The sequence below is a fragment of the Vibrio cincinnatiensis DSM 19608 genome (genome assembly GCF_900167345.1).
GTDB classification, from domain to species: Bacteria; Pseudomonadota; Gammaproteobacteria; order Enterobacterales; family Vibrionaceae; genus Vibrio; species Vibrio cincinnatiensis.
This window is the reverse complement of sequence record NZ_FUXB01000007.1, coordinates 93,985-119,233: the sequence shown is the minus strand read 5'-3', so window position 1 is coordinate 119,233 and position 25,249 is coordinate 93,985. Positions and strand designations below refer to the sequence as shown.

Genomic DNA, 25,249 nt, shown 5'->3' with positions numbered 1-25,249 from the left:
ACAATTTTGGGCGTAGTAATACTGCGCCCACATAAGGAGTACAGCAAATGATTCAATTTGGCACCGGTGGCTGGCGAGCCTTTATTGGTGAAGAGTTCACGAAAGACAACGTTCGTTTGGTTGCTCAAGCACTGGCCAATATTATCAACGCAGAGCAAGTCGCTCAGTCGGGATTTGTAATTGGCTATGACCGACGTTTTTTGTCCGACAAAGCAGGGCGCTGGTTTGCAGAAGTGTTAGCCGGAAACGGTATTGTCGTCAGTTTTATTAATAAATTTGTCCCCACTCCCGTGGTTATGTTTAAGGCGAAAGAGATGGGGTGTGCCTATTCGGCTTGCATTACCGCATCACATAACCCTGCTGATTACAATGGTATTAAAGTCTTTATTCGTGGCGGACGAGATGCTGATGAGATCATCACAAAAAAAATTGAACAGCAAATATCAACCTTAAGTAGTAACGATGTTCGTTCTATAGACTTTGAATATGCGGTTAGCCAGCAACAAGTCATGATCATTAACCCCATGAACGAATTTGTCGATTCAATCATCAATGCCATTGATATTGAAGCGATCAAAAAAGCGAATTTGCGCGTATTGATCGATCCTATGTTTGGCGTTGCCAAAAATGCACTCCAAACGGTTTTGATCAATGGTCGTTGTGATGTCGATGTGATCAATGATGGTAAAAACCCTGACTTTGGTGGGCTAATGCCTTCACCCAGTGCTGCCACCCTTTATCGCTTACAACATCTGGTCAAAAATGAAGGCTACGATATTGGGATCGGCACCGATGGTGATGCCGATAGGCTGGGGATCATTGATGAGAAAGGCAATTTTATTCACCCAAATGAAGTACTGATCCTGCTCTATTACTACTTATTAGAGTATAAAGGGTGGAAAGGTTCCGTGGTGCGCAATATTGCGACCACCCACCTGCTGGATAAAATTGCCGCCGACCATGGTGAACAATGCTTTGAGGTTCCCGTTGGCTTTAAACATATCTCTTCACAGATGGAAGCCGATGATTCTTTGATTGGTGGAGAAAGCTCAGGAGGCTTAACCATCCGAGGCCATATCAAAGGGAAAGATGGCGTCTTTGCCTCAAGTTTATTGGTGGAAATGCTCAGTGTGACAGGTAAAAAACTCTCAGAATTGCTGGATGAAATTTACCACCGCTACGGGTATGCCTATACCGCAGAAGGTGACTGCACTTTTAAAGCCGATGAAAAAGCCACCCTTCATCACAAAATCTATGTGGAGAAACAGCTCCCTGATTTTGCGTATGAGATAGAAAAAGTCAGCTACGCCGATGGTGCAAAAGTGTACTTTAAAAATGGGGGTTGGGTGATTGCTCGTTTTTCTGGTACCGAACCTTTACTACGGATTTTTGCCGAAATGGGAGATAAAGTCAGTGCTGAGCGTATGGTTACAGAAATGAAAACCTTCTTACTCAATTAAGTGCGCTACCCTATCTTTCACCCCTTACCATCAAACCATTAACATAATGAAAGGTAAAAGAAACATAAATTGTTACAATTACCTTTCATTACTCTCTTCTTTTAACTTCAAGACGTTAACTTTCATTCTCTCCTTTTTTCTTCCCCATCACAGCAAAGCATTGACCTTAAGATTGTGTTTGATAATAATTATCAAAACTATTCATATATTTATTTTTACTCATTGAGATAAAGGGTTTGTTCATGCAAAAGAAGTTGCTCTCAACGTTCGCTCTACTCGGTAGCTTAGCGGTTACTCCATTCATTCATGCTCAAGAAATTACACTCTACTCAGGGAGAGGAGAAACATTAGTCAAACCCATTATTGAGCAATTTGAAAAACAAAGCGGTATTAAAGTAAAGGTTCGTTATGGTGATACCGCTCAACTGGCAGTCTTACTGCAAGAAGAGGGGGCCCGCTCTCCCGCCGATGTTTACTGGGGACAAGATGCAGGAGCGATGGGAGCCTTAGCAAATGCAGGATTATTGGCGACTTTACCTGAAGGCGTTTATAAAAAACTCCCTGATATTTATACAAGTAAAACCGGACAGTGGGTCGCAGCCAGCGGTCGCTCTCGCGTCATTGCTTACTCGACAGAACGCGTCCTTGAAAAAGAAATACCCGCTTCTATCTTTGAGTTAACACAAGAAAAATATCAAGGCCGTATGGGGCTAGCACCGACCAATGGGGGGTTTCAATCCTTTGTTACCGCAATGCGAGTTCAGCATGGTGACGAAAAAACGCTGGCATGGTTAAAGGCGATAAAGAAAAATCAACCAAAGCTCTATCGCAATAACACGGCACAAGTACAAGCGATTGGCGATGGGGAAATCGATTTCGCTTTAGTGAATAATTACTATTTACCTCGCTTTGTTGCGGCAAATTCAGCCTACCCAGCCAAACAGACTTATTTTTCCGATGGGGATATTGGTAATCTAGTCAATGTCGCTGGCGTTGCTTTGCTGAAAAGTAGTAAAAAACAGCCCCAAGCGACTCAATTTATTGAATATATGCTTTCTCCTGCCGCCCAGCAGTACTTTACCTCTGTCGTGGGTGAGTACCCAGTCACTCAAGGAATTATTCCTAACCCAGTACTGGGAGATCTCGAAACATTACTCAATGCCGCTCCAAGTATCGACCTTGATCAACTAGCGGATTTGGAAGGAACATTAAAGCTGCTGCGTGATGCCGGTTTACTCTAATTTTTGATAATTTCATACCTTCCTGATAAAGGTTAATGGTAATATCCCCAGCAAAGCCAGTGCGCAAGCATTGGCTTTGTTATTTATCATGAATTGGCGAATGGCCATTCATCAGGGATGCTTGATACAGGTAGTAATTCAATGAGTGTTATATCTAACCCCTATGACTCGATACGGAAAAAGCGCCAACGCGCCCCACTTTATCTATTGCTCAGTGCAGGTTTTATCTCACTATTAATGCTCATCCCCTTGTGCTATCTCGTTCTACGAGCTTCCCAAGCCGAATATAATCAGTTGATTGAGTTAGTTTTTCGAGCTCGTAACTGGCAACTCTTGCTCAATACCCTCTCTCTCACCGGAGGGGTGCTATTGATTGGTACTTTGCTGGCTCTACCATTAGCTTGGTTAGTTACCAGATCCAATATTGCAGCAAAACGAGGGTTAACCGTCTTAGCCATTGTTCCCTTAGCGATACCAGGCTACGTTATGGCATACGCCTTACTAGGTATTGGCGGTAACATGGGGGCTTTAGCGCATTTATTTGGTCTCCGTATCAGTAATATTTCAGGATACTGGGGAGCGGTATGGGCCTTAGCCCTTTATACTTACCCTTATATTTTCCTCAATTTACGTGCTGCACTACTGGGGTTAGATAGCAGTTTAGAAGAGAGTGCTCACAGTTTAGGTTACTCTCGCTTTGCTACCTTTCGTTTCATTATGCTGCCCCATCTATTACCAGCCTTGTTAGCAGGATATATTGTTGTTGCTTTATACGTATTAGGAGATTTTGGTGCCGTTGCACTCATGCGTTATGAAGCGTTTAGTTTTGCTATTTTTAACCAATATTCAGGTGCCTTTGACCGTATTTATGCCGCTTGGTTATCGATCATGTTACTGGCTCTTGCTGGTAGCTTTTTATTAGTGGAATACTATTTATTAAAACGTAAACGTTTAGCAAGCGTGGGAAGTGGTATTGCTCGTCAGGCTAAACCCTTCATTTTAGGGCATTGGGCTCTGCCCGCTTGGCTATATATCGGAACCGTATTCCTTCTTTCCATCGGGTTGCCCCTTGCTATGCTCAGTTATTGGATGATCGTCATTCCTCCAGATTACAGCTTATTGATGCAAGTTCCTTTCACGTTTGCTCGTTCAGCACTGGCCGCGGCGCCTGCTGCTCTGCTGGCTGCCATTATGGCAATACCACTCTGTTATTTGGCGACACGCTACCCTTCTCCTTTAACGAGAACAATGGAACGCTGTGCCTATATTGGTTACGCATTACCTCCATTAACGCTGGCTTTAGCTATGGTATTTTTTGCGCTACACAGCGCTTTTTTCCTCTACCAAACCTTAACACTGCTGATTTTCACTTGGAGTTTAGCCACCTTGGCTCTTGCTATGGGGCCGATTCGTAGCGCTCTGATTCAAACTCGAAAAAATACTGAAGAGGCAGCACAATCATTAGGTTATAGCTCTGTCGCCTGTTTTTTTTATGTCGTCTTACCAAGGTTAAGACGAGGCATTCTAGCCTCTTTAGCCTTAGTTTTTCTGTTTTGTATGAAAGAACTTCCCATTACATTTTTACTGGCTCCAACAGGTTACCATACCTTAGCAGTGACGGTTTTTTCCCGAACCTCTGAGGGAATGATGGCAGAGGCGGCTCCTTTTGCTACCGCTATCGTGCTATTTTCTAGCTTATCGATTGGATTGATATTAAACCGTGAAAAGATCAAAGGAATAGAATGAGTTCATATCCCCTTACCATTGAGTCGACCGAGCAAGGGCAACCCATAGACTCGATCAAACACTACCAGATAGAAGCTCATCGGTTAGTGAAAACGTTCTCTGGTAGTGACTTACCTGCGGTCACGGATGTCTCTTTTCAGTTACAAGCCGGAGAGATTCTCGCTCTACTTGGTCCAAGTGGCTGTGGAAAAACCACAACGCTACGTATGCTGGCGGGGTTTGAACAACCCGATCAAGGAAAAATTGCACTACATGGGAAAGAGGTTACCCATCTTCCTGCTCAACTACGCAATATTGGTATTGTTTTTCAAGATTACGCCTTGTTCCCTCACATGACAGTGGAACAAAATATCATGTTTGCTATGCGTAGTACGCCCAAAATTGAACGGGCGGGGAAAGCCTCTCCTTGGTTAGAACTTATGCGCTTAGAAAACTTACGTCATCGTTATCCTAGCGAATTATCCGGTGGGCAGCAGCAACGGGTAGCCCTAGCCCGAACCTTAGCCGCCGAGCCAGATCTGGTTTTGCTTGATGAACCTTTTAGTAATTTAGATGCTGCACTGCGTGAGTCGACTCGAAATGAGATGCGCCATTTATTTAAACGCTCAGGAACCACGGTTATTTTGGTCACCCATGATCAAGCCGAGGCCCTTTCCTTCGCCGATAAGATTGGAGTGATGCAGCAAGGCAAACTCACTCAAATCGGTACCCCACAACAAGTGTACCAACATCCACACAATGCGTTTGTCGCACAATTTTTAGGTCACACTAACTTATTACCCGGTCTGGTTGAGGGGGAATATGCCAACACACGTTTAGGTGAGATTCACTTACCAGGGTTAACTCAAACAGCAGTCACCTTATCGATACGCCCAGAAGATATCCATCTTAGTAACGCTCTGAATAATTCTCACCCTAAAGCGATCATCATCAATCGAGAGTTTCGCGGTCATGACTATTTTTATACTCTCCAGCTTGATGATCTCACTTTGTCCGTCATTACCAGCCGACAATACGAATATGCCATAGGGCAAACGGTTGCTATCGATGCAATTTTGTATGCTTATCCGCTACAGAAATAAAAAATCCCCTTGCTAAATTCACTCAGCAAGGGGATCACTTTCAAGGCTATTTATTTAATCGTAACTTATTTAACCGTAACAAATTCGGGATAGGCATCCACACCACAATCATGCATATCCATCCCTTCCATCTCTTCCTCTTCAGAGACTCGGATCCCCATGGTCGCTTTAAGAATGGCCCATACCACGATACTTGCACCAAATACCCAAGTAAAGATGACCGCCGCACCTAGTAACTGAGCCCCAAAGCTCGCCTCACCATTGCTCAGCGGTACCACCATCAAGCCAAATAAACCACACACGCCGTGTACTGAAATAGCGCCGACAGGATCATCAATTTTTAGCTTATCCAACGCAATAATGCTAAACACGACTAACACACCAGAAACCGCGCCAATCGCCACCGAATAAACAGGGGATGGAGAAAGAGGGTCAGCCGTGATCGCTACCAGCCCTGCTAAAGCACCGTTAAGAATCATGGTTAAATCAGCCTTACCCCACGTTGTTTTACACACCAAGAGTGCAGCTATAGCTCCAGCGGCAGCAGCGGCATTCGTATTAAGGAAAATTTGTCCAACCGCGGTCGCATTTTCAAAATCAGATAACATCAATTGAGAGCCACCATTGAAGCCAAACCACCCAAACCACAGAATAAAGGTGCCGAGTGTCGCAAGCGGCATGTTTGATCCTGGGATAGGGTAAACTTCACCGTTTTTACCGTATTTGCCTTTACGGGCGCCGAGTAACAATACTCCCGCTAGCGCGGCCGCGGCGCCTGCCATATGCACGATACCTGAACCTGCAAAATCACTAAATCCCGCTTCATCTAAGAAGCCACCACCCCACGTCCAATAACCATGTATAGGATAAATCAATGAAGTCAGTACCACCGCAAACACTAAGAATGCCCATAACTTCATCCGCTCAGCAACGGCGCCTGAAACAACCGACATAGCAGTTGCCACAAAGACCACTTGGAAGAAGAAATCAGATTCTAGTGAGTGATCGGTCCCTGCCTCTTGGCTACCAATTAAAGCACCAATGGAAGGTAACCAACCACCTTCACTGTTATCAACATACATGATGTTGTAACCTACAATTAAATAGGTTGTACAAGCGATTGCGTATAATACAAAGTTTTTCGTTAAAATTTCCGTCGTGTTTTTTGAACGCACCAATCCCGCTTCCAACATGGCAAAGCCGGCGGCCATCCACATCACTAACGCCCCTGAAATCAAGAAAAAGAAAGTATCCAGTGCGTAGCGCAGTTCTGTTACTGTCACTGACAAATCCATAGTCATCATCTCCAATCCTTTGAATCTTAAAGTGCTTCGCCATCAGTTTCGCCAGTACGAATGCGAACTGCGTGGCTTAAGTCATAAACAAATATTTTTCCGTCACCAATTTTCCCAGTGTGTGCAGCTTTAATGATCGCCTCTAACACTCGATCAACATTATCCGCTTGGGTAGCGATCTCGATTTTTACTTTGGGAAGAAAGTCCACTTGGTATTCAGCACCTCGGTAAAGCTCCGTGTGTCCTTTCTGACGTCCAAAACCTTTAACTTCAGACACCGTCATACCTTCAATGCCGACATCGGCTAAGGCTTCACGTACATCATCTAATTTGAAGGGTTTAATTATGGCGTTAATCAGTTTCATCGTATCCTCTCTGAAGCAGTAGTCCATTTACACTTCAGTTAATCCAAGGTACGTGCCAACTTATTAACTAGTTGAATAGTAATGATTTTGTTAAAATAAAAGGCATTCTATAAGAGTAAACGCACCAATAAGGTGCACATCATTCACTGAAATAAAGCAAACGAGAAATTATTCACCATCAAGGTGCAATTACTCATTTAAGCGGCGGTGATGAAGGCTTTCCACTGAGCCACTAACTCGTACAAATCAGGTAAGCCACACTGAGCCAGGCTCTCACTATCATAAAAGCCCCACTCCTCTTCGCAAGAAGGTTCTGAATCATACCCCAATGCATTTTCTTGAATTCTCGCTTCATGTTCACTCATAAATAAAGAAATCTCTTTCCCTAGCAAACGAAACTCTTGATTAGGCTGTTGCTGCGCTGACTCGATTAAGCGAAGTAATCCTTCAATGCACTCTAAGTTGATTGAGATTTCATCTTGCAGCCAACGAGCAATCACTTCAAATCCCATGTCGCATTGGACCGTGTATTGACCCAAAAATTGGTGACGGACGAACTGATATTCCACAGATAGAGACTCGATAAAAAAGATAGAGGCCGCAGTGTAACGAACATCTTCCCTATTCCCAAGACGTTAAAGAGTAAAAAACACCATCGCCGCTTGTCATTGCAAAGCAACCACAAGCGGCGATGAGTCATCTCAGATTACGTGTCAGTCGTGAAAAACTTAGAATGTATAGTTTGCGGATATCCAGAAACGTCGCCCTTCTAAGATAGCCCCCTTAGTCGACTGCTGAAGATGGCTGTATTGGCTCGCGTAATAGATCTCTCCGTCATATTCATAAGCACTAAGTTGACGAAAATCTTTATTAAATAAGTTATAAACAGCCGCGTTAAGGCTAAAGTTTGAATTCACTCGGTATGCTGCACCAAGATCAAACAAGGTATAAGCTTTTATATCACCGACTGCATCATAAAGCGCTTTATTGGCAGGAGAAAGATCTTCCACCAGCCCATCAAAGCGGCGGCTTTCACCACGGTAATTAGCCGCTAACCAGAGATCCATCTGATCTGTCGTAGCCCAATTGATTCTTGCACTCGCTTTATGCTTAGGCGTATCACTTAACTCACCCGCCGCTTTTCCGTTTTCCTTTATCTCACTTTCGGTAAAGGTGTAGTTCATGGAAAAGTTCACGCGTTCCATAATGGGCATAGACAAAGCAAACTCTATCCCACGAGAATAAGCCTCATCCACGTTGGTCTGCTGAGAAAAGGTATCCTGAGTCCAACTGTCCCCAAAACTGACGCATCCTGGTCGATCAGGGTTAGTTGAAGAAAAGCAATTATACAGAGGTGTACCGGTTGTGATCTTATCATCAAATTGGTTATGGAACAGAGTTACATTGGTCGAGATCCCTTGTTCACCATTGTAGTAGAAGCCCAATTCCGTTGTACGACTCTTCTCGGCTTTGAGATTCGGAGAGCCCACCGTGATTTGCGTGCCTTGTGCGGTAATACCGTTAATTCCATCATGTAACGCATTCACCTGTGGAGCTTTAAAGCCCGTACTGACTCCCCCTTTAACCGTCATGGTAGGAGTTAAGCTATACACAGCGTAAGCTCGAGGGCTAAAGTGCCCCCCGAAGGCATCATGACGGTCATATCGCCCACCTAAAGTCAGGCTGAGTTGATCTGTCAATAACCAATCATCTTCTGCAAATACCGACCACGTTGTCTGTTCAAAATCATCGCTCACCATACCATCGGTCATTGAGGCTCTCCAGTATTGAGCACCAACGGTTAGGTAATGATCACTCCCCACCGTAGTATTTAACTTGGTATCAAGCACAATATTAGTGGTTTCTAGCTCACGATCATCTTTGACGTTCTTTCCTTGGATGCCACTTGGAAGATTTGGGTTACCAGGGATCGTCCGACCGATGGTTTCAGAGCGATTATACATAACGCTCGACTCCCAAGTGCCAAGATCCACTTGTGAAGTATGGCCTAAAGCAACTTGTTGGTTCTCGTAGCGCAATTCATCATCATAACCACGCCAATATGTCGAAGTATCATTCGCGCTAAGTTTGCGATTATCAGCAGTACCGTTATCATACTCTTGTCGTGATAAATCCATATCTAGCCATAGATTATGATCCTCAATAGCGATGAAGTCTAAACGAGCACCAAGCGTGTAGTTTTCATTATCAACTTTACTCTGCCCACGAGAATCAAATTCACGTCCATCTGCTCCTTTGGCAGTTAAGTTCGACTCATTACGTTTATAGAAACTACCACGCACCGCTAACCCTAAGGTATCCTCAATCAATGGACCGCTGGTATTAATGCTGGTTTTATGAGTATCACCAAACTCTCGTTCTTGCTGCCAAGTGTAATCTTGAGTAATCGAAGTACTCCACTTATCACCCACTTTACGGGTAATAATGTTAACAACCCCACCCATGGCATCAGAACCATATAAAGTTGACATCGGGCCACGTACAATCTCAATCCGTTCAATTGCATTAACAGGCGGCATCACTCCTCCCGACATTTCACCAAAACCGTTCGGGGTGATATTTCCTGCTACATTTTGTCGGCGACCATCAATCAAGATCAAGGTGTATTCTGAAGGCATACCACGAATACTAATGTTTAGCCCCCCGGTTTTCCCAGTATTGCCAAAGACATCAATCCCTTCTTGATCTTGCAAAGCTTCAGCTAAGTTTGAAAATCGCTTTCTTTCAAGATCTTCTCGAGAGATAACACTGATCGTAGCCGGCGCGTGAGTTAACTTTTTCTCAAAACCAGAAGCCGTGACCACCATCACTTCATCCGTTTTCGCTTCTGTTTGGGCTGCGACCACTGGCAAATGATAAAGCGAAGCTATTGCTAGCGCTAAGCTCGTTTTACGAGTTAACAACATGGTTAGTTTTCCTTTCTTATTCCATCGAGCCCACTCACTTAAAGCCGTTAAATCTTTAAGAGCCAATCATGGGCGTGAATTATCAATAGAGGGAAATCTAACTGATAGTGATTATCAATTGTATTTACTTTACAAAATTTACATAACTTTACGGAACTTTATTCAACCCATCATAACGAGGGAAAGTGAAATCAATAACCAACCCTTGCTCGTTTTTGGCGCAAACTCGACCATTCATCTTGTGAACGCTTTGTTTTACAATCGATAAGCCTAAACCATAACCCGAACACTGGGTCGGTGTTTTTTTAACCTGATAAAAAGGTTTAAATAAGTGCTCAAGGTCATCATCACTCACGCCTTGGCCATTATCTGCAACCGAAATCAAGAGTTGAGTTGGGCGTACGTCAACACGCATGTTAATGACACCGCGTTCTCCTGCATATTTTACCGCATTGGTTAATACATTATTGACAGCACTACCCAGTAGTACTCTATCGGCCAAAATCCACCCACTCTCCATAGATGCAAAGAAATGGAGTTGTTGTTGAGGCTTAAGGTGTGGACGAAATTGTTCAACTTGTTCAGTCAAGTAGGCATTAACATCCATCGGAATAAGAGTAACGGGTAAACGACAACCTTCTAGCCGACTCAATGCCAAAATTTTCTCAATCATCGAATCCATCAACTCAGCTTCTTGCCCTGCGCGATCTAACCATTCATGTCGATCTTCTTCATTATTCGCCTGTTGGGCTAAATGTAAGGCAAGTGACTGCCGAGTAAGTGGTGTTTTCAATTCATGGGATAAAGTACGAACTAACTTACGTTGCTCATCCACCAATTGTTGAATCTGCTCTGCCATCTGATCAAAATCGGTTGCCAGTTCTTGGAACTCTTGTGCCGTCCGACCTAAGGTGTTTGCCACCCTTGCCTCCGTTTCTCCTAATGCAAGGGCTCGACTGGCCGATTGCAAGCGAGTTAATGGACGCTGTAATTGACGGCTCAAAATCCAGGACATCAACGCCAATATGGGCATGGTCACAATCAAATTCGCAAACCAAAGATAATAACCAGCCCGAGAGGCTGGATGCTGTTGCCATGGTAGTTGAACCATAAGCAGCTCATGGTCGGTTAAAGGTAGACGAATCATGGGTTTTGATACTTTCGCCCCCATGGGCTCATCCCATTGACGGCTATACCGCATTTTTTGTAAGACATGGGGGTGAATATTTCGCTCACTCAATGGTTGGAGACGATCATTCACCACATGCACAAGATAAGGCGCTGAACGCTCCCATTGTGCCAACGCTTGTCTGTCTTCATGTGCTAACTGTTGTTTGGCTTGCTCAGCAAGCAAACGTAGTTCTGTTTGTAATGCTTTGGGAAGTGTTAAAAAATGATCAAGAAGTAGCATTTCAACTGCCGTGAAGGCAGTTAAAACCAATAAGACACTGAGTGCTAAGCTGGCAAATAAACGAATGACTAATCTTTTTTGTAAGGCAATGCATTGACGAAAAAATGCTGTTATTCGGTTAAGCATGACCTAACTCGAATTGATAACCAACCCCACGTGCAGTCCGAATGGTTGATTTTGGCCATCCCGCTTGAGACAACTTACGCCGGATATTACTAATATGCATATCTAAATTGCGATCAAAAGGACACAATTCTCGTTTAAGGACTTGATGCTGAAGCTCAGCTTTAGAAATGACTTTCTGAGAATGAGCAGCCAGATAAGTGACTAAGTCCAGTTCTGTTTGGGTAAAAGGCAAACGACGTAAGGTATCAAGACGGTGAGATAGCCCCACAGAAGGCGCAAAGCTGAGCTTATGGCTGTAGCGCTGTTTTTCTAAAGCAACACGCCGTAAGCTCGCTTTGATTAACGTGAGTAATTTAGGAATGCTAAAAGGTTTTGCCAAATAATGATCGGCTCCGGCCTCGTACCCTTCAATTTTAGCGGCTTCATCAGAAAATGCGCTAATCATTATTATGGGGGTTGAAAAACGCTGGCAAATACGCCGAGCGGCCTGCAATCCGTTAAGCTTTGGCATCATGACATCAAGTAAGACCAAATCAAAAGGGGTATTAGCAAGCAAAGAGAGTGCTTGCTCTCCATCATGAGCACAATAGACTTGGTAACCTTCGGGTTTTAAAACCGATTCCAATAACTGACACAGCACTGGATCGTCATCAGCAATCAATATTGTAGGCATGGTGAAAGACAATAAAATCAAATAGGAATGGTTATTATTCTATTTATTATTAACATAAACACAAGCACTATAAAGACTTTCATCCGGTGAAGATCACGACATAACAAAGATGATGACGTCAATACCGAAAAGATCTGATCCAATTGAATCATCAACCGTAGAAAGAACAAAACCGCCTTCAAGAAGGCGGTTTGATCATTAAAGCGTGTTATACCGCTTGTTGAATAATGACACTATCAGCTTTATTGGTATAACTCGGCATCAAGTGGAAGTTCAAATAACGATAGGTATCAGCAGCAGTCGCATCAATTTGTTTTGCGTACTCGAGGTATTCATCCATGGTCGGAATTCGACCAAGAATCGCACCCACGGCGGATAATTCCGCTGAAGCTAAGTAAACATTCGCTCCCGTACCCAGTCGGTTCGGGAAGTTACGTGTTGATGTTGACATCACCGTCGCTTTATCCGCAACACGCGCTTGGTTACCCATGCAGAGTGAGCATCCCGGTGTTTCAATGCGAACGCCTGCACGACCAAAAATACCGTAATAGCCTTCTTCTGTCAGTTGATCTCGATCCATTTTGGTCGGTGGTGCAACCCATAAACGCGTATCAAGTTGACCGTTGTATTTCTCAAGCAACTTACCTGCGGCACGGAAGTGACCAATGTTCGTCATACAAGACCCGATAAAGACTTCATCGATTTCGGTTCCTGCGCAATCAGACAACAAACGCGCATCATCAGGATCATTTGGCGCACAAAGAATCGGTTCTTTAATGTCTGCCAAATCTATCTCAATAACATGTGCATATTCTGCGTCTTTATCAGCTTCCATCAACTGTGGATTCGCCAACCATTCTTCCATCGCTTTAATACGGCGTTCTATCGTACGACGATCACCATACCCTTCTGCAATCATCCACTTAAGCATGGTAATGTTGGAGTTAAGGTACTCAGCAATGGATTCTTTGGATAACTTGACCGTACAGCCCGCCGCAGAACGCTCAGCAGAAGCATCCGACAACTCAAATGCTTGCTCAACGGTTAGGTGTTCAACCCCTTCAATTTCTAGTACTCGACCAGAAAATTCATTGATTTTTCCAGCTTTTTCAACGGTTAGTAACCCTTGTTTGATGCCGTAATAAGGGATCGCGTGAACTAAATCACGCAGGGTAATGCCGGGCTGCATCTTGCCTTTAAAGCGAACCAAAATCGATTCTGGCATATCCAGTGGCATCACGCCTGTCGCCGCAGCAAACGCGACTAAACCCGATCCAGCAGGGAATGAAATTCCCAATGGGAAACGAGTATGAGAGTCCCCGCCGGTCCCCACGGTATCAGGCAGCAGCATACGGTTTAACCAAGAATGGATAACCCCATCTCCGGGGCGTAGCGAAACCCCACCACGATTCATAATAAAATCCGGCAGCGTATGATGCGTATTAACATCAACAGGTTTTGGATAAGCAGAGGTATGACAGAAAGACTGCATCACAAGGTCTGCGGAGAAACCCAAACAAGCCAAATCTTTGAGCTCATCTCGAGTCATGGGCCCAGTGGTATCTTGCGATCCAACCGTAGTCATCTTAGGTTCGCAGTAGGTTCCCGGACGAATTCCCGCGACACCACACGCTTTACCCACCATTTTTTGCGCTAAGGTAAAGCCTTTATCACTTTCCGCAACCGGAGATGGGCGACGGAATACAGTAGAAGGTTCTAATCCCAGTGACTCACGCGCTTTATCGGTTAAACCACGGCCGATGATCAGCGGAATACGTCCACCAGCACGGACTTCATCCATCAAGACATCGGTTTTGAGTTTAAAGGTGGCTAATACTTCACCCGTTTGGTGATTGCAGACTTTCCCTTCATAAGGGTAGATATCAATCACATCCCCCATATTGAGCTTGGATACATCCACCTCAATAGGCAGAGCGCCAGCATCTTCCATGGTATTAAAGAAAATAGGCGCGATTTTTCCACCTAGGACATACCCGCCTGCCCGTTTATTAGGCACAAATGGGATATCATCGCCCATAAACCAAAGCACGGAGTTTGTGGCTGATTTCCGTGAAGAACCCGTACCAACCACATCTCCTACATAAACCAATTGATGGCCCAGTGTTTTTAACGCTTCGATTTGCTTGATGGGTCCCACTTTTCCTGCGTCATCAGGCTCAATCCCTTCACGCTCATTTTTCAGCATGGCTAATGCGTGCACAGGAATATCAGGACGAGACCAAGCGTCCGGTGCGGGAGACAAATCATCGGTATTGGTTTCACCCGTCACTTTAAATACCGTCAAAGTGATTTTTTCTGCTAGTGCAGGTTTGGATAAAAACCATTCGGCTTCAGCCCACGATTGCATCACCTGCTTAGCAAAAACATTTCCTTTTTGAGCTTTTTCTTCAACATCATAAAAAGCATCAAACATCAGTAAGGTGTGAGATAAAGCTTCAGCCACAATAGGAGCAAGTTCATTATCGTCGAGCAATGAAACCAGTGGTTCAATATTATAGCCACCTTGCATCGTACCCAGTAGTTTCGCGGCTTTCTCACGGTTCACTAAGGGAGAAGCAACTTCACCTTTCGCTATCGCTGTTAAAAAACTGGCTTTAACATAAGCGGCTTCGTCAACACCAGGGGGAATTCGGTTTTCAAGCAGGTCAAGAAGAAACGCTTCTTCACCTTGTGGTGGATTTTTCAGTAACTCAACAAGTCCGGCAACTTGTTCAGCATCTAAAGGTCTAGGTACAACCCCTTCAGCAGCACGCTCTGCGACGTGTTTACGATAGGCTTCAAGCACGACTTTTTCCTCTCATTGCGGTTCACCCAAATTATTATTAAAAGGTGAGTGAACATCCTTGGAAACTTGGCTCTCCGTTGCCCATGTTTTCATTCAAATTGACTGAGAAACAGCGCCCTAGAGGCCAAACTGTGGGCAATAGAATAGCAAAATTAACGATAAATTAAAATCTCGTCATGTTGACCAACATAGCAAGTTAAGACGAAAGTTTAATCTTGTTCTTCCTGCTTATCTGAATCAGAACGTGGTTCCCACGATCAAATAAATAGAGTCAAAATTTTGTTCAGTTCGCCCATAACCAAACATGACTGGACCAATGGGTGAGTCGACTCCGGTAAAAATAGACCCAGCCAGATACATTGGAGCCGTATCCACATTTAATTCTGGATCAGACCAAATCCCACCATATTCTAATGAGGTTCCTAGATAGACTGGAGAGGTAAATAAACCAAAATCGTTATCAAACCAACGGTAACGATAAACCAAACTCGTATACGCCTTATTCTGCCCCATCAAGCTATTACGAGGGATCCCTGAAAGGTTTAAAAAACCACCAATGGTTTTGGGGTCAATAGGAGTAATGGAATTTTTACTTCTTACCTCACCATAATCTAAATTTGCGACCAAAGTATGGCGACCAAAGCTATGCGCGCCCATCAACTTGGCGGAAATTTCAAAGACGGTATCAGTGGATTGTTCAACCAAACCATCGACATTGGCATCAATATCATCATGGGAAATAACGTACTCTAAATTCAAGTAAAGCCCTTCACGCGGCAGGCTGAAATCATCCAACGTATCAATACGATAATTAAAAAAGACCCCTTTACGCTTAAACTTCACATCCGCGTAATCTGGTAATGTTGCATAGCCCGCTGAGCCATCGGTATAACGGCCCCCCATTTTAAATTCACGCCACAAGGTATCTTGGTAACCCAATGCTAATTCGGTAACAAAAGTTCGGTAACTGGTGGGAATATAATTACGAGAAGCCGATAAGCTGGTGTCGTCAAACCCTGAATAAGGTACATTTCGATTGTCATCGGTATAACGTACGGCTAAGGTGGTGAAGGTTTTCTGACTCGATAGAAAGGGGGAATACAGCTCGGCCTCTAACTTTTTGTCTGTACCAATATCCATATTCAAAGCTAATTCAGCCCCGTGGGTATTAATATCCGTAAAATTCAAGGATGCCCCAAGAGAATACTGGCTATCGGTATTGAAATCATCTTCTAAGAAAAAACGAAAATTAAGATAGTTTGGTCCCCATGGTTTTTCATGGACATCAATCACTAAATTGGTCTCTTCCTCATGCTGTTCATACTGATAGCGAACAAGCTTAAAACGGTCCAGAGCATAAAGATCTTGTACGCTCGACTCAATATCCACCGTAGAGATCCCCTCTTTCGGCGATAGATTTAACCGATTTTGTAGTAAGCGATCACTATAGTGAGTGTGATTACGAATTTTCACATTATCAACCGTTAATAAGTCAGCATACTGAAGCTGACTACGCCGGACGGCCTTCTCATTTTGATAGGCTTGATACTGTTCAGAAGTAAGGGCTAATGCTTTCAAACGTGCTTGATTTTCGATAGCCACATGAAAACCTTCAGCAAAAGCATCCGGCATTTTGTCAAATTCCGTGGTTTCCATCTGCCCAACATCGGGGTGTAGTAAAATATCCTGTTCTGTTAATGTTTTAGCCTGCCGTTCGGTCGTTCGCCGAACCAAATAATTGGAAATCTGATTGGCGGCACTTAAAAAGCTATTGAAAGAATCTTGCTGTTTATAGTCAGAACTAATGTCTACCGCGATGACGATATCCGCTCCCATCTCTCGAGCGATGTCAACGGGCATATTGTTCGTTACCCCGCCATCCACTAACCAGCGGCCATCGACTTCATAGGGAGGAAGTGCTCCGGGTACTGACATGCTGGCCATCATTGCATCCACCAAATAGCCTTTGTCCAAGACAACCTGTTGCATTTCAATGATATCCGTTGCGACGGCTCGGTAAGGAATCACTAACTCATCAAATGACTCAAAAGGAAGTAAATTTCCTGATGTTTCCCGCAAAATACGCAGCATACTCTGCCCTTGTACCACTCCGCGAGGGACTCGAATGCCGTCCCAACTGACACCAAGCTCTGTGGTTAATTGATAACGGTCTTCATATTCTTTATCTCTCACTCTGCGTTGGCTACGACTCACACGATCACGATAACCTGAATTCCAGTTAACACTGTAGATAACTTCTTCGATCTCATCGGCTGTCATCCCTGTTGCATAAAGCCCAGCAACATAAGCCCCCATGCTGGTTCCTAATACAATATCCACGGGAACTTTCATCTCTTCCAGCGCTTTGATAACCCCCATATGAGCTGCACCTTTAGCGCCACCACCAGCAAGAACGAGTGCAATCACTGGGCGAGGAGGGTTTAACTCATTTTGCTGAGCTTGCTCAGCGTGAGCCACAGAAAGCCCAGAAAACATAGTGCCTATCATTCCTATGATACAGAGTTGCCAACACCTCACATCGATTTCCTCTAATCCTTTAAAATCAATTTACTATAAACGCGCCCACCTACCATCGGAAGATATTTTTTAACCATTCTTTGGGGCGATTCTCACACTGTTGTTTCAAATTGCCTGACTTATCCCAAACAGGCAAAGTAAAAGGATTATCACAATCAAGAGATAATGCTCCAGACGGCGTTTTCATAAAGCCAAAGGTACTGATTCCTTGTGGCCAAGGAAGCAATAATTGTTCTGGAACTCGATGCTGTAAATAGTCAGCATACACTCGCAAAGCACCACTCGAACCAGTGAGCTGGGTGGCTTGGTTATCATCTCGGCCAAGCCAAATGGTGGTCACTTCACGCCCATCTACGCCCACAAACCAACTATCACGACGGTCACTACTGGTACCCGTTTTCCCTGCTAAAGCAGCCCAAGCGAACTGGTTATTTAAGTAACGCCCCGTTCCTTCTCTCACCCCTTGTTTCATGGCGAAAGTAGTTAACCATGCAGCTTGTTGATCCACCACCTGAGAGGCTTTCGGTATCGATTGATAAAGTACATTTCCCTGAAGATCTGAGACCGACCTCAAAGCAGATAAAGGGGCTTTTTTACCCGAGTTTGTGATGGTTTGATACATTTGGGCCACTTGGAACGGAGAAAGAGAAAAAGAACCTAAAAACATAGAAGGTACTGGACGAATTTCATCCTTACTGACACCAAGCTTCTGCAAGGTGTTAGAAACTGTATCGATCCCCAACGACATCCCTAACTGAACCGTCGGAACATTTAATGATTGAGCTAAAGCCTGATATAAAGGAACCTCACCTCGATATTGGCGATCAAAATTACGCGGTGTCCATACCGTTCCCCCACTGCCTTTTAAACTCATAGGCTTATCCATTAAGGTCGTCGCAAGGTGATATTTTTCTGGCTGTGCTAATGCAGTGAGATAAACCGCCGGCTTTACGAGTGACCCTATTGGCCGACTGGCATTCAATACTCGGTTAAAACCATCATACCCTGTGCGTTTTCCTCCCACCATGGCACGAATTTCACCACTGGAACGATCCACCGCTATCGCCGCGGCTTCTAATTCATTTCCCGCTTGTTTTGCTAGAATAGATACTTGCTGAGAAATGGATTGTTCCAGCTTAGCCTGTGATACCGGATCTAAAGAACTAAAAACTCGTAGCCCTTTATCCATCTGAAATCGCTCTCCAACCTTCTCCTTTAATTCAATCGACAATTGCTGAAAGTAAGCAGGCTGTCGGCTAGCAATATGGGGGTGTTTTTGTACATCTAGGGAACGAGACACCGCCTGTTCGTATTGATTTGCGGTGAGGATATTTTGCTCCATCATCAGTTTTAGCACTAAATCCCGTCGCTCTTTGGCTCGTTCAGGATAGCGCACAGGATGATAATAAGAGGGGCCTTTCACCATCCCGACTAACAGAGCAAGCTGATCAATACGTAATTCTTGCAACGGTTGACCAAAATAAAGCCGAGAGGCAAGCCCAAAACCATGAATTGCCTCTCTACCATTTTGCCCCAAATAAACTTCGTTTAAGTAAGCCTCTAGTATGCGGTCTTTGCTATAGCGGTAATCAATAATCAAAGCCATATAAGCTTCTCGCAATTTACGCCACAACGTCCGATCGCTAGACAAAAAGATATTCTTCGCTAACTGCTGAGTCAGGGTACTGCCCCCCTGTACCGTTCGCCCAGCCTTAATATTAGCTAACATCGCCCGAGCAATAGAGAAAGGAGAAATGCCATCATGCTGATAAAAATAACGATCTTCCGTTGCGAGTAATGCATCCACCATCACTTCCGGAAATTGTTCACGACGTAAAAAGAGCCGCTGTTCGATGGTGTCTTTTTCTAGCATCCCTAGCATTTTTGGATCAAGACGCAGATAGCCGAGTTGACCACGTTGCTCAAGAGATTGGATCTGTGTTAATGAATGTTGATCAAAAGAAAGCATGACATGGCGATCAGGTTCAGGACCATCAGAAAACTCAAACGGACGGCGAATCAACTCGATCTTAGTCGAGGATGAAGAGTACTCTCCGGGAAAGCGAGGATGCGCGACTTTTCGATAATTCAACACATCCAATTCATTACGCACTTCTGATAACGTAATCGGATCTCCGGGTTGTAAGGTTAAGATCCGTGCGTAAACCACGGTTGGCAAATCAAATAATTGCCCCTCAAAGCGTTGTTTAACCACACTGTTTAAGTACAGCCCACTAACAAGCAATACCGCTGCCAGTGCAAATGTTCCTTTCCAAACCACACCCCATAAACGTAATCCCCATGAGGTTTTCTTGGTTTTTGAATTCGGGTTTTTTCTGCTGCTCGACCGTTTAGTCGGCGTTTTTTTCTGTGTCATTGGTTTAAGTGCCGTTTGGTTTTTGTTGTTGCACGATGAGTGGCGGGATCGTCGGGCCAAACATGTTTAGGATAACGACCTTTCATCTCTTTTTGGACATCACGATATGCCCCTTGCCAGAAGCTGGCTAAATCCCGCGTGATCTGTAAAGGTCGTTGAGCGGGCGACAATAATTCCATCACAATCGCTATTCGCCCTTTCGCTATGACGGGGGAAGCTTGCTCCCCAAATACCTCTTGTATACGAACCGAAAGGACCGGATCGCCGCCAGCTTGGTAGCGAATCTTCTTACGATTTCCCGTCGGCAGTTGATGGTGAGTCGGTAGCCAATCATCCAATTGCTGGGTCAACGGCCAAGCCACATAGGCCATCAATGCCTCAAGCACGGAGACGCTATGCAGTTCTTTTACCGAGCGAAGGCCAATTAAATAAGGGGCTAACCACTGATGTAAGGCTGCTAACAACCCGGCTTCACTCATATCCGGCCACGCTTCTTCGGGTAACCATTCACTTGCACAGCGAACTCTTGCTAACCACTCTTGACTCTCTGAGTTCCAATTCAACACGGAAAGCCCTTTGCGTTGGACATAATTAAGCAAAGCTTGGGTCATTTTTTCTAAACTTGGTTCAGCAAGAGTTTGACGATGGATGATCAAACGTCCAATACGTCGCTGACGTTCCGCAACTAAACGCCCTTGTTTCTCATCCCAGTCAACCCATTCTAGCTCAGAAAAGAGCGTGGGGACTTCCGCAAACAGTTGTTCAATGTCAACCGTTAATGCAGAGAATATCTGACTCGACTGCTGCTGACCACGCATCAAATCCACAGCCAACAGGTAACATTGGCTAGCTAATGGATGAGTTTCATGAACAAACGCACCATGGCCATTCGCCAGTAAATAATGCCCATACTGCCCCCGCTGCTGGGCTAGGCGCTCAGAAAAAGCAAAACAAGCCGCCATGGTCATTTGGTCACTATCGACCTCATGCAGAGAAAACGGACCTTGTAACTGCTGGGCTAATGCTTGGGCTCGTTGCGCCATCAACTTGCCTTTACTGTGCTCCCCTTGTTGCCATCGGTGTAAACTGTGTTGAAGATCTAAAATCTGATGTTCAGGCTCTTCCACTAAAACAGCCAACGCTAAGGCTGAATGTAAATATCGGGAACCTTTTTCCTTCGCCCACAGCAACATAGCAGCAATGCGAGGATCAATGCCCAAACGATGCGCAGCTTGCCCACTTGGCGTTAACTGACCTCGTCCATCCATCAGTTGCAATGCCGTTAATCGATCACGCGCCTGACTTAAGGCAGCTGATGGCGGTATATTTAACCACTTGAGTTCACTGGCTTGTTGCGCTCCCCATTGAGCTAACTCCAAGGCTAAAGCGGTTAAATCACTGTGCAAAATTTCCGGTTCTGGAACCGATGGCTGCAAGTTTAATTGTGCTTCACTATAAAGCCGAACACATAACCCCGCTTCCAACCGCCCAGCTCGCCCGGCTCTTTGCTGCGCAGAAGATTGCGCAATGCGCACTTGCTCTAACCGAGTGATCCCTGTTTTGGGTTCAAAACGAGCACGACGTTCCCATCCGCTGTCTACAACCAGTCGAATGCCTTCTATCGTCAATGAGGTTTCAGCTATGTTGGTAGCAAGAACCACTTTACGCCGTCCATGAAGTGCAGGGGCGATGGCCTGTTGTTGCAAAGTAAAGGGCAATTGACCATATAAGGGGCAAACATCAATATCACTGGGAAGATTGCTCAATCGATCTTGCAGTTGACGAATCAGCCCACTACCCGGTAAAAAGGCCAATAATGATCCCGTTTGTTGAGCCAGTAAGAGACGTATTTGCTGCTCAACCCCATTCACCAAAGAAAGGTTATCTTTCATGGGTTGATAACGGATGTCTACCGGATAGTGACGACCTTGAGATTCAATATAACGCGCTTCCGGTAACAGCCCTTGTAAAGCTTGCTGATCTAACGTAGCCGACATCACCACAATGGTGAGATTTTCTCGCAGAGCCATCTGCACATCTAAGCTCAAGGCCAGTGCCATATCGGCATGTAGACTCCGTTCGTGAAACTCATCAAAGATCAAAAGATCAACCCCAGTCAATTCAGGATCGTGTTGAATCATCCGAGTCAGGATCCCTTCTGTAACGATCTCTAATCGAGTCTTCGCACTGACCTGACTTTCACCTCGAATTCGATAACCGACACTTTCCCCCACATTCTCACCCAATTGTTGAGCCAGATAACGAGCAATATTACGAACAGCTAATCGCCGAGGTTCCAGCATCACAACCTTCCCCTTCACTTGCGCAGAACGAAGAAGAGCTAGAGGAAATTGCGTCGATTTACCCGCACCGGGAGGGGCTTTAAGAATCACTTGGGGGGAATGTTGGATCGCCGTTAATAACTCTGGGATCACAACATCAATAGGCAGATCTGACAACGTGACATCCTTTCTAAAATGAGCGCCACATTGTACATAAGAAGTTTAGAGAATAAATAGCCTATCGACGGCTTATCGTTATAAACCCTTTATGCTTTTGATTGCCGCTATTGATTTTCAAATAACTCAATAGGTTAGATAACTCAGTACGGATCATTTCATAAAGAGAAAGCGGTGACACAAGCGAGTTATCCGCCCTTAAGTCACCTCTCAGAAGAGTATTATGAAGAAGCCAAAGTCACAGGTGTTTCAAAATGATCCGGTTTTAACGCCAATACAGAGCAATCTAACTGGCTAATGATCTCTTCTGAGGTATTGCCAATTAACATGCCACTAATCCCCGTTCGAGAAAGCGTTCCCATCACCACCAAGTCAATCTCATGTGAGGCGATCAAAGGAGGAAGAACATCGACTGGCTTACCTTGTGGCAGGTGAATCTGTGGTTGGGTAAAACCTTCCGTTTGCAAAACAAGGGGGTGAATAACCTGTTCAATCTGTCGATATCGCCGCTGCTGTTCGCCTTGCCACATCCGAGCCTCAGTGTCTTTATTCTCTCCCCCCCAAATACTGGCAAAGCCCGCATAGGGAATATCCCAAGCGTTAGCGATATGTAATTGAGCAAACTCTCCCAAGGCTATCTGAAAAGCCATCTGGCAAATTTTATCGTTGAGGTGGCTTTGTTGTTCAAACAATCCAAAATCTATGGTCGCAAGAATATTTTTATACCCTGACAAAGGACGATTCGGTTTCGTCAACAGAAGCGGGCAAGGGCATTTTCTGAGCAGATGAACATCATTACTACCAAATAAACTATCACTCCAGTGCGGGTTTTCAGCTTCTTTGATGACTAAATCCACCTTTTCTCTTAATGCCGTTCGAATCACTTCGAGATAAAGTTTTCCCATCACCAAATGAACTTGAGGCAGAGGATCTATCGCTAATTGTTGGCACTGTCTGGTAATTTTGTCCTTTTGGAAAACCAAAATACTGTGCTCAATTTCATCCAGTTTTTCAAAATCATGATTATCTTTTTCCAGCACATAAATAATCGATAATTTGGCTTGTGAATTCGTTGCTAAATGAACAGCATGAGCAAGTGCATGCTCATCGGCCTGCTCAGAACAGACATAAAGAATATGATTGAAAGGATACATAATGCCCTCCTGATCAGGCTTGTTCATTACACGTTATCACCTTGTACTGAGTGACGAATTTTGTCCAGCGTCTACCTTAAGGATTGTGGGATAATCCGCGATATTATGCTTAAATATCTCTTACTCTTCTGGGTATAGGACAATGTAATGCAGTTTGTTCCACCACTAAAGAAAGCCACATTAATTCAGCGTTATAAACGATTTCTCGCCGACATTACATTGAGTAACGGAGAGCAATGCACCATTCATTGTGCCAATACTGGTGCTATGACCGGATGTGCCGATACTGGAAGCACCGTCTGGTACTCCACATCAGATAACCCTAAACGTAAATATCCTCATAGCTGGGAACTGACAGAAACCTCCGCTGGACACCACATTTGTGTCAATACGGCCCGTGCCAACACCTTAGCCATTGAAGCCATTCATAATGGAACCATAAAAGAGTTACAGGGCTATGAACAGCTACTCACCGAAGTAAAATATGGTCAAGAAAATAGCCGAATTGATATCTTGCTCACCGCACCACAACGACCAAATTGCTATATAGAAGTAAAAAGTGTCACCCTACTGGATGAACACCCTTTCACTGACAATGAACTCGCACTCTCCATGGGCCAAGGCTATTTTCCCGATGCGGTCACCCTTCGAGGGCAAAAACATTTACGTGAATTAACAGAAATGGCTAAAAATGGAAGCAGAGCCGTACTTTTATTTACTGTTTTGCATTCAGGGATTGAAAAAGTCTCTGCGGCTCACCATATAGACGCGAACTATTCACAATTATTAACAATGGCTCAAGAAGCTGGCGTAGAAGTACTGTGTTACAAAGCACAACTGACCGAACAAGAAATTCGATTGAATTCGCCAATAGAATTTGTACATCTATAGTAAAAAAATGATGTCGCCTTCACATTGACGATAACTTTACGATTCAGTGTTTGCCACGCCCACTTCTTTTTGCTATAGATACCCGCCTTAAATTAACTGCTCTCGCAGTTGACTAGGTGTTAGTAGGAGATGCTGTATGCCAGAATCCAAAAAGAAAACGCTAGGCATCCTAGCCATTGCAGGTGTTGAGCCGTATCAAGCAAAAGCCGGTGAAGAATATATGTCACCGGATCAGATCGCTCATTTTACAAAAATCTTAGAAGCTTGGCGTAATCAGCTTAGGGAAGAGGTTGATCGTACGGTCCACCACATGCAGGATGAAGCGGCAAACTTTCCCGATCCCGTGGATCGCGCATCTCAGGAAGAAGAATTCAGCCTGGAACTGCGTAACCGAGATCGTGAACGCCGTTTAATCAAGAAAATTGAAAAGACGCTCGATAAAATCAAAGAAGACGATTTTGGCTTCTGTGAATCTTGTGGCGTAGAGATAGGTATTCGCCGCTTAGAAGCTCGTCCAACGGCCGATCTTTGCATCGACTGTAAAACACTGGCCGAGATCAAAGAAAAACAGATGATGGGTTAACTTCTTCTGTAACGAGAATCGTCCATGATAAAAAGGGAGCAAAATGCTCCCTTTTTACTTGTATAACAGGTTACAATCCCTACGCTTTCGATGAGTTAGCCTTATCTTTTCATTG

The 25,249-nt window shown here is 44.5% G+C and carries 17 protein-coding genes; 6 read left to right on the top strand and 11 right to left on the bottom strand.

Going from position 1 to position 25,249, the window contains the following annotated elements:
- Positions 1 to 47 precede the first annotated feature (47 nt).
- The 4 genes from B5D54_RS08250 to B5D54_RS08235 all read left to right on the top strand — a co-directional run bounded on the left by B5D54_RS08250 (position 48) and on the right by B5D54_RS08235 (position 5,529).
- Positions 48 to 1,460 carry a phosphoglucomutase/phosphomannomutase family protein gene (locus B5D54_RS08250; protein WP_078926068.1) on the top strand — a complete coding sequence of 471 codons (1,413 nt, stop codon included), beginning with the start codon at positions 48 to 50 and terminating at the stop codon, positions 1,458 to 1,460.
- 242 nt (positions 1,461 to 1,702) lie between these two features.
- Positions 1,703 to 2,701, top strand: a complete 999-nt coding sequence (locus B5D54_RS08245) for an iron ABC transporter substrate-binding protein (protein WP_078926067.1) — start codon at positions 1,703 to 1,705, stop codon at positions 2,699 to 2,701.
- Between the two features lie 141 nt (positions 2,702 to 2,842).
- Positions 2,843 to 4,447: an ABC transporter permease gene (locus B5D54_RS08240; protein ID WP_078926066.1), complete on the top strand. Its 1,605-nt coding sequence runs from the start codon at positions 2,843 to 2,845 to the stop codon at positions 4,445 to 4,447.
- On the top strand, positions 4,444 to 5,529 hold the full coding sequence (locus B5D54_RS08235) for an ABC transporter ATP-binding protein (RefSeq protein WP_078926065.1): 1,086 nt from the start codon (positions 4,444 to 4,446) through the stop codon (positions 5,527 to 5,529). Before B5D54_RS08240 ends, B5D54_RS08235 begins: the two co-directional genes overlap by 4 nt.
- Positions 5,530 to 5,594: 65 nt before the next feature.
- Here the strand turns inward: B5D54_RS08235 and B5D54_RS08230 are convergent, their stop codons facing one another.
- The 11 genes from B5D54_RS08230 to B5D54_RS08180 form a co-directional block, all read right to left on the bottom strand.
- Positions 5,595 to 6,824, bottom strand: a complete 1,230-nt coding sequence (locus tag B5D54_RS08230) for an ammonium transporter (protein WP_078926151.1) — start codon at positions 6,822 to 6,824, stop codon at positions 5,595 to 5,597.
- Between the two features lie 26 nt (positions 6,825 to 6,850).
- On the bottom strand, positions 6,851 to 7,189 hold the full coding sequence (gene glnK, locus B5D54_RS08225) for a P-II family nitrogen regulator (protein WP_078926064.1): 339 nt from the start codon (positions 7,187 to 7,189) through the stop codon (positions 6,851 to 6,853).
- A 197-nt stretch (positions 7,190 to 7,386) separates the two neighbouring features.
- Complete coding sequence (locus B5D54_RS08220; protein WP_158117127.1) at positions 7,387 to 7,758, bottom strand: YacL family protein; 372 nt, start codon at positions 7,756 to 7,758, stop codon at positions 7,387 to 7,389.
- 159 nt (positions 7,759 to 7,917) lie between these two features.
- The gene (locus B5D54_RS08215) at positions 7,918 to 10,116 is read right to left on the bottom strand and encodes a TonB-dependent receptor domain-containing protein (RefSeq protein ID WP_078926062.1); all 2,199 of its coding nucleotides are present in this window, start codon (positions 10,114 to 10,116) and stop codon (positions 7,918 to 7,920) included.
- A 148-nt stretch (positions 10,117 to 10,264) separates the two neighbouring features.
- Entirely contained in the window at positions 10,265 to 11,653 is a 1,389-nt protein-coding gene (locus tag B5D54_RS08210) for a HAMP domain-containing sensor histidine kinase (protein ID WP_078926061.1), read from the bottom strand.
- Positions 11,646 to 12,326 carry a response regulator transcription factor gene (locus tag B5D54_RS08205; RefSeq protein WP_078926060.1) on the bottom strand — a complete coding sequence of 227 codons (681 nt, stop codon included), beginning with the start codon at positions 12,324 to 12,326 and terminating at the stop codon, positions 11,646 to 11,648. Before B5D54_RS08205 ends, B5D54_RS08210 begins: the two co-directional genes overlap by 8 nt.
- A 208-nt stretch (positions 12,327 to 12,534) precedes the next feature.
- Positions 12,535 to 15,132 (bottom strand): bifunctional aconitate hydratase 2/2-methylisocitrate dehydratase, encoded by a 2,598-nt coding sequence (acnB, locus tag B5D54_RS08200; protein WP_078926059.1) that lies wholly within the window; start codon positions 15,130 to 15,132, stop codon positions 12,535 to 12,537.
- A 237-nt stretch (positions 15,133 to 15,369) separates the two neighbouring features.
- A complete protein-coding gene (locus B5D54_RS08195; RefSeq protein WP_407834630.1) occupies positions 15,370 to 17,628 on the bottom strand; it encodes a patatin-like phospholipase family protein in 2,259 nt (752 codons plus the stop codon).
- A 91-nt stretch (positions 17,629 to 17,719) separates the two neighbouring features.
- The gene (mrcB, locus tag B5D54_RS08190) at positions 17,720 to 20,047 is read right to left on the bottom strand and encodes a penicillin-binding protein 1B (protein WP_078926057.1); all 2,328 of its coding nucleotides are present in this window, start codon (positions 20,045 to 20,047) and stop codon (positions 17,720 to 17,722) included.
- Positions 20,044 to 22,506 carry an ATP-dependent helicase HrpB gene (gene hrpB, locus B5D54_RS08185; RefSeq protein WP_078926056.1) on the bottom strand — a complete coding sequence of 821 codons (2,463 nt, stop codon included), beginning with the start codon at positions 22,504 to 22,506 and terminating at the stop codon, positions 20,044 to 20,046. Before hrpB ends, mrcB begins: the two co-directional genes overlap by 4 nt.
- A gap of 221 nt (positions 22,507 to 22,727) precedes the next feature.
- On the bottom strand, positions 22,728 to 23,660 hold the full coding sequence (locus B5D54_RS08180; RefSeq protein ID WP_158117122.1) for a universal stress protein: 933 nt from the start codon (positions 23,658 to 23,660) through the stop codon (positions 22,728 to 22,730).
- Between the two features lie 147 nt (positions 23,661 to 23,807).
- On the opposite strand from B5D54_RS08180, the gene sfsA reads away from it, so the two are divergent.
- Together sfsA and dksA are read left to right on the top strand one after the other, a co-directional pair.
- The gene (sfsA, locus tag B5D54_RS08175) at positions 23,808 to 24,551 is read left to right on the top strand and encodes a DNA/RNA nuclease SfsA (protein WP_078926054.1); all 744 of its coding nucleotides are present in this window, start codon (positions 23,808 to 23,810) and stop codon (positions 24,549 to 24,551) included.
- Positions 24,552 to 24,687: 136 nt separating this feature from the next.
- Positions 24,688 to 25,134, top strand: a complete 447-nt coding sequence (gene dksA / locus B5D54_RS08170) for an RNA polymerase-binding protein DksA (protein ID WP_078926053.1) — start codon at positions 24,688 to 24,690, stop codon at positions 25,132 to 25,134.
- The last annotated feature ends 115 nt before the right edge of the window (positions 25,135 to 25,249 follow it).

Excerpts from the sequence above, each read along its gene's own strand:
- glnK (WP_078926064.1), bottom strand. The coding sequence starts at position 7,189 with ATGAAACTGATTAACGCCATAATTAAACCCTTCAAATTAGATGATGTA.
- B5D54_RS08210 (WP_078926061.1), bottom strand. The coding sequence starts at position 11,653 with ATGCTTAACCGAATAACAGCATTTTTTCGTCAATGCATTGCCTTACAA.
- B5D54_RS08205 (WP_078926060.1), bottom strand. The coding sequence starts at position 12,326 with ATGCCTACAATATTGATTGCTGATGACGATCCAGTGCTGTGTCAGTTA.
- B5D54_RS08235 (WP_078926065.1), top strand. The coding sequence starts at position 4,444 with ATGAGTTCATATCCCCTTACCATTGAGTCGACCGAGCAAGGGCAACCC.
- B5D54_RS08240 (WP_078926066.1), top strand. The coding sequence starts at position 2,843 with ATGAGTGTTATATCTAACCCCTATGACTCGATACGGAAAAAGCGCCAA.
- B5D54_RS08180 (WP_158117122.1), bottom strand. The coding sequence starts at position 23,660 with ATGTATCCTTTCAATCATATTCTTTATGTCTGTTCTGAGCAGGCCGAT.
- B5D54_RS08215 (WP_078926062.1), bottom strand. The coding sequence starts at position 10,116 with ATGTTGTTAACTCGTAAAACGAGCTTAGCGCTAGCAATAGCTTCGCTT.
- sfsA (WP_078926054.1), top strand. The coding sequence starts at position 23,808 with ATGCAGTTTGTTCCACCACTAAAGAAAGCCACATTAATTCAGCGTTAT.
- dksA (WP_078926053.1), top strand. The coding sequence starts at position 24,688 with ATGCCAGAATCCAAAAAGAAAACGCTAGGCATCCTAGCCATTGCAGGT.
- mrcB (WP_078926057.1), bottom strand. The coding sequence starts at position 20,047 with ATGACACAGAAAAAAACGCCGACTAAACGGTCGAGCAGCAGAAAAAAC.
- B5D54_RS08245 (WP_078926067.1), top strand. The coding sequence starts at position 1,703 with ATGCAAAAGAAGTTGCTCTCAACGTTCGCTCTACTCGGTAGCTTAGCG.
- B5D54_RS08195 (WP_407834630.1), bottom strand. The coding sequence starts at position 17,628 with ATGTTTTCTGGGCTTTCTGTGGCTCACGCTGAGCAAGCTCAGCAAAAT.
- B5D54_RS08230 (WP_078926151.1), bottom strand. The coding sequence starts at position 6,824 with ATGGATTTGTCAGTGACAGTAACAGAACTGCGCTACGCACTGGATACT.
- B5D54_RS08250 (WP_078926068.1), top strand. The coding sequence starts at position 48 with ATGATTCAATTTGGCACCGGTGGCTGGCGAGCCTTTATTGGTGAAGAG.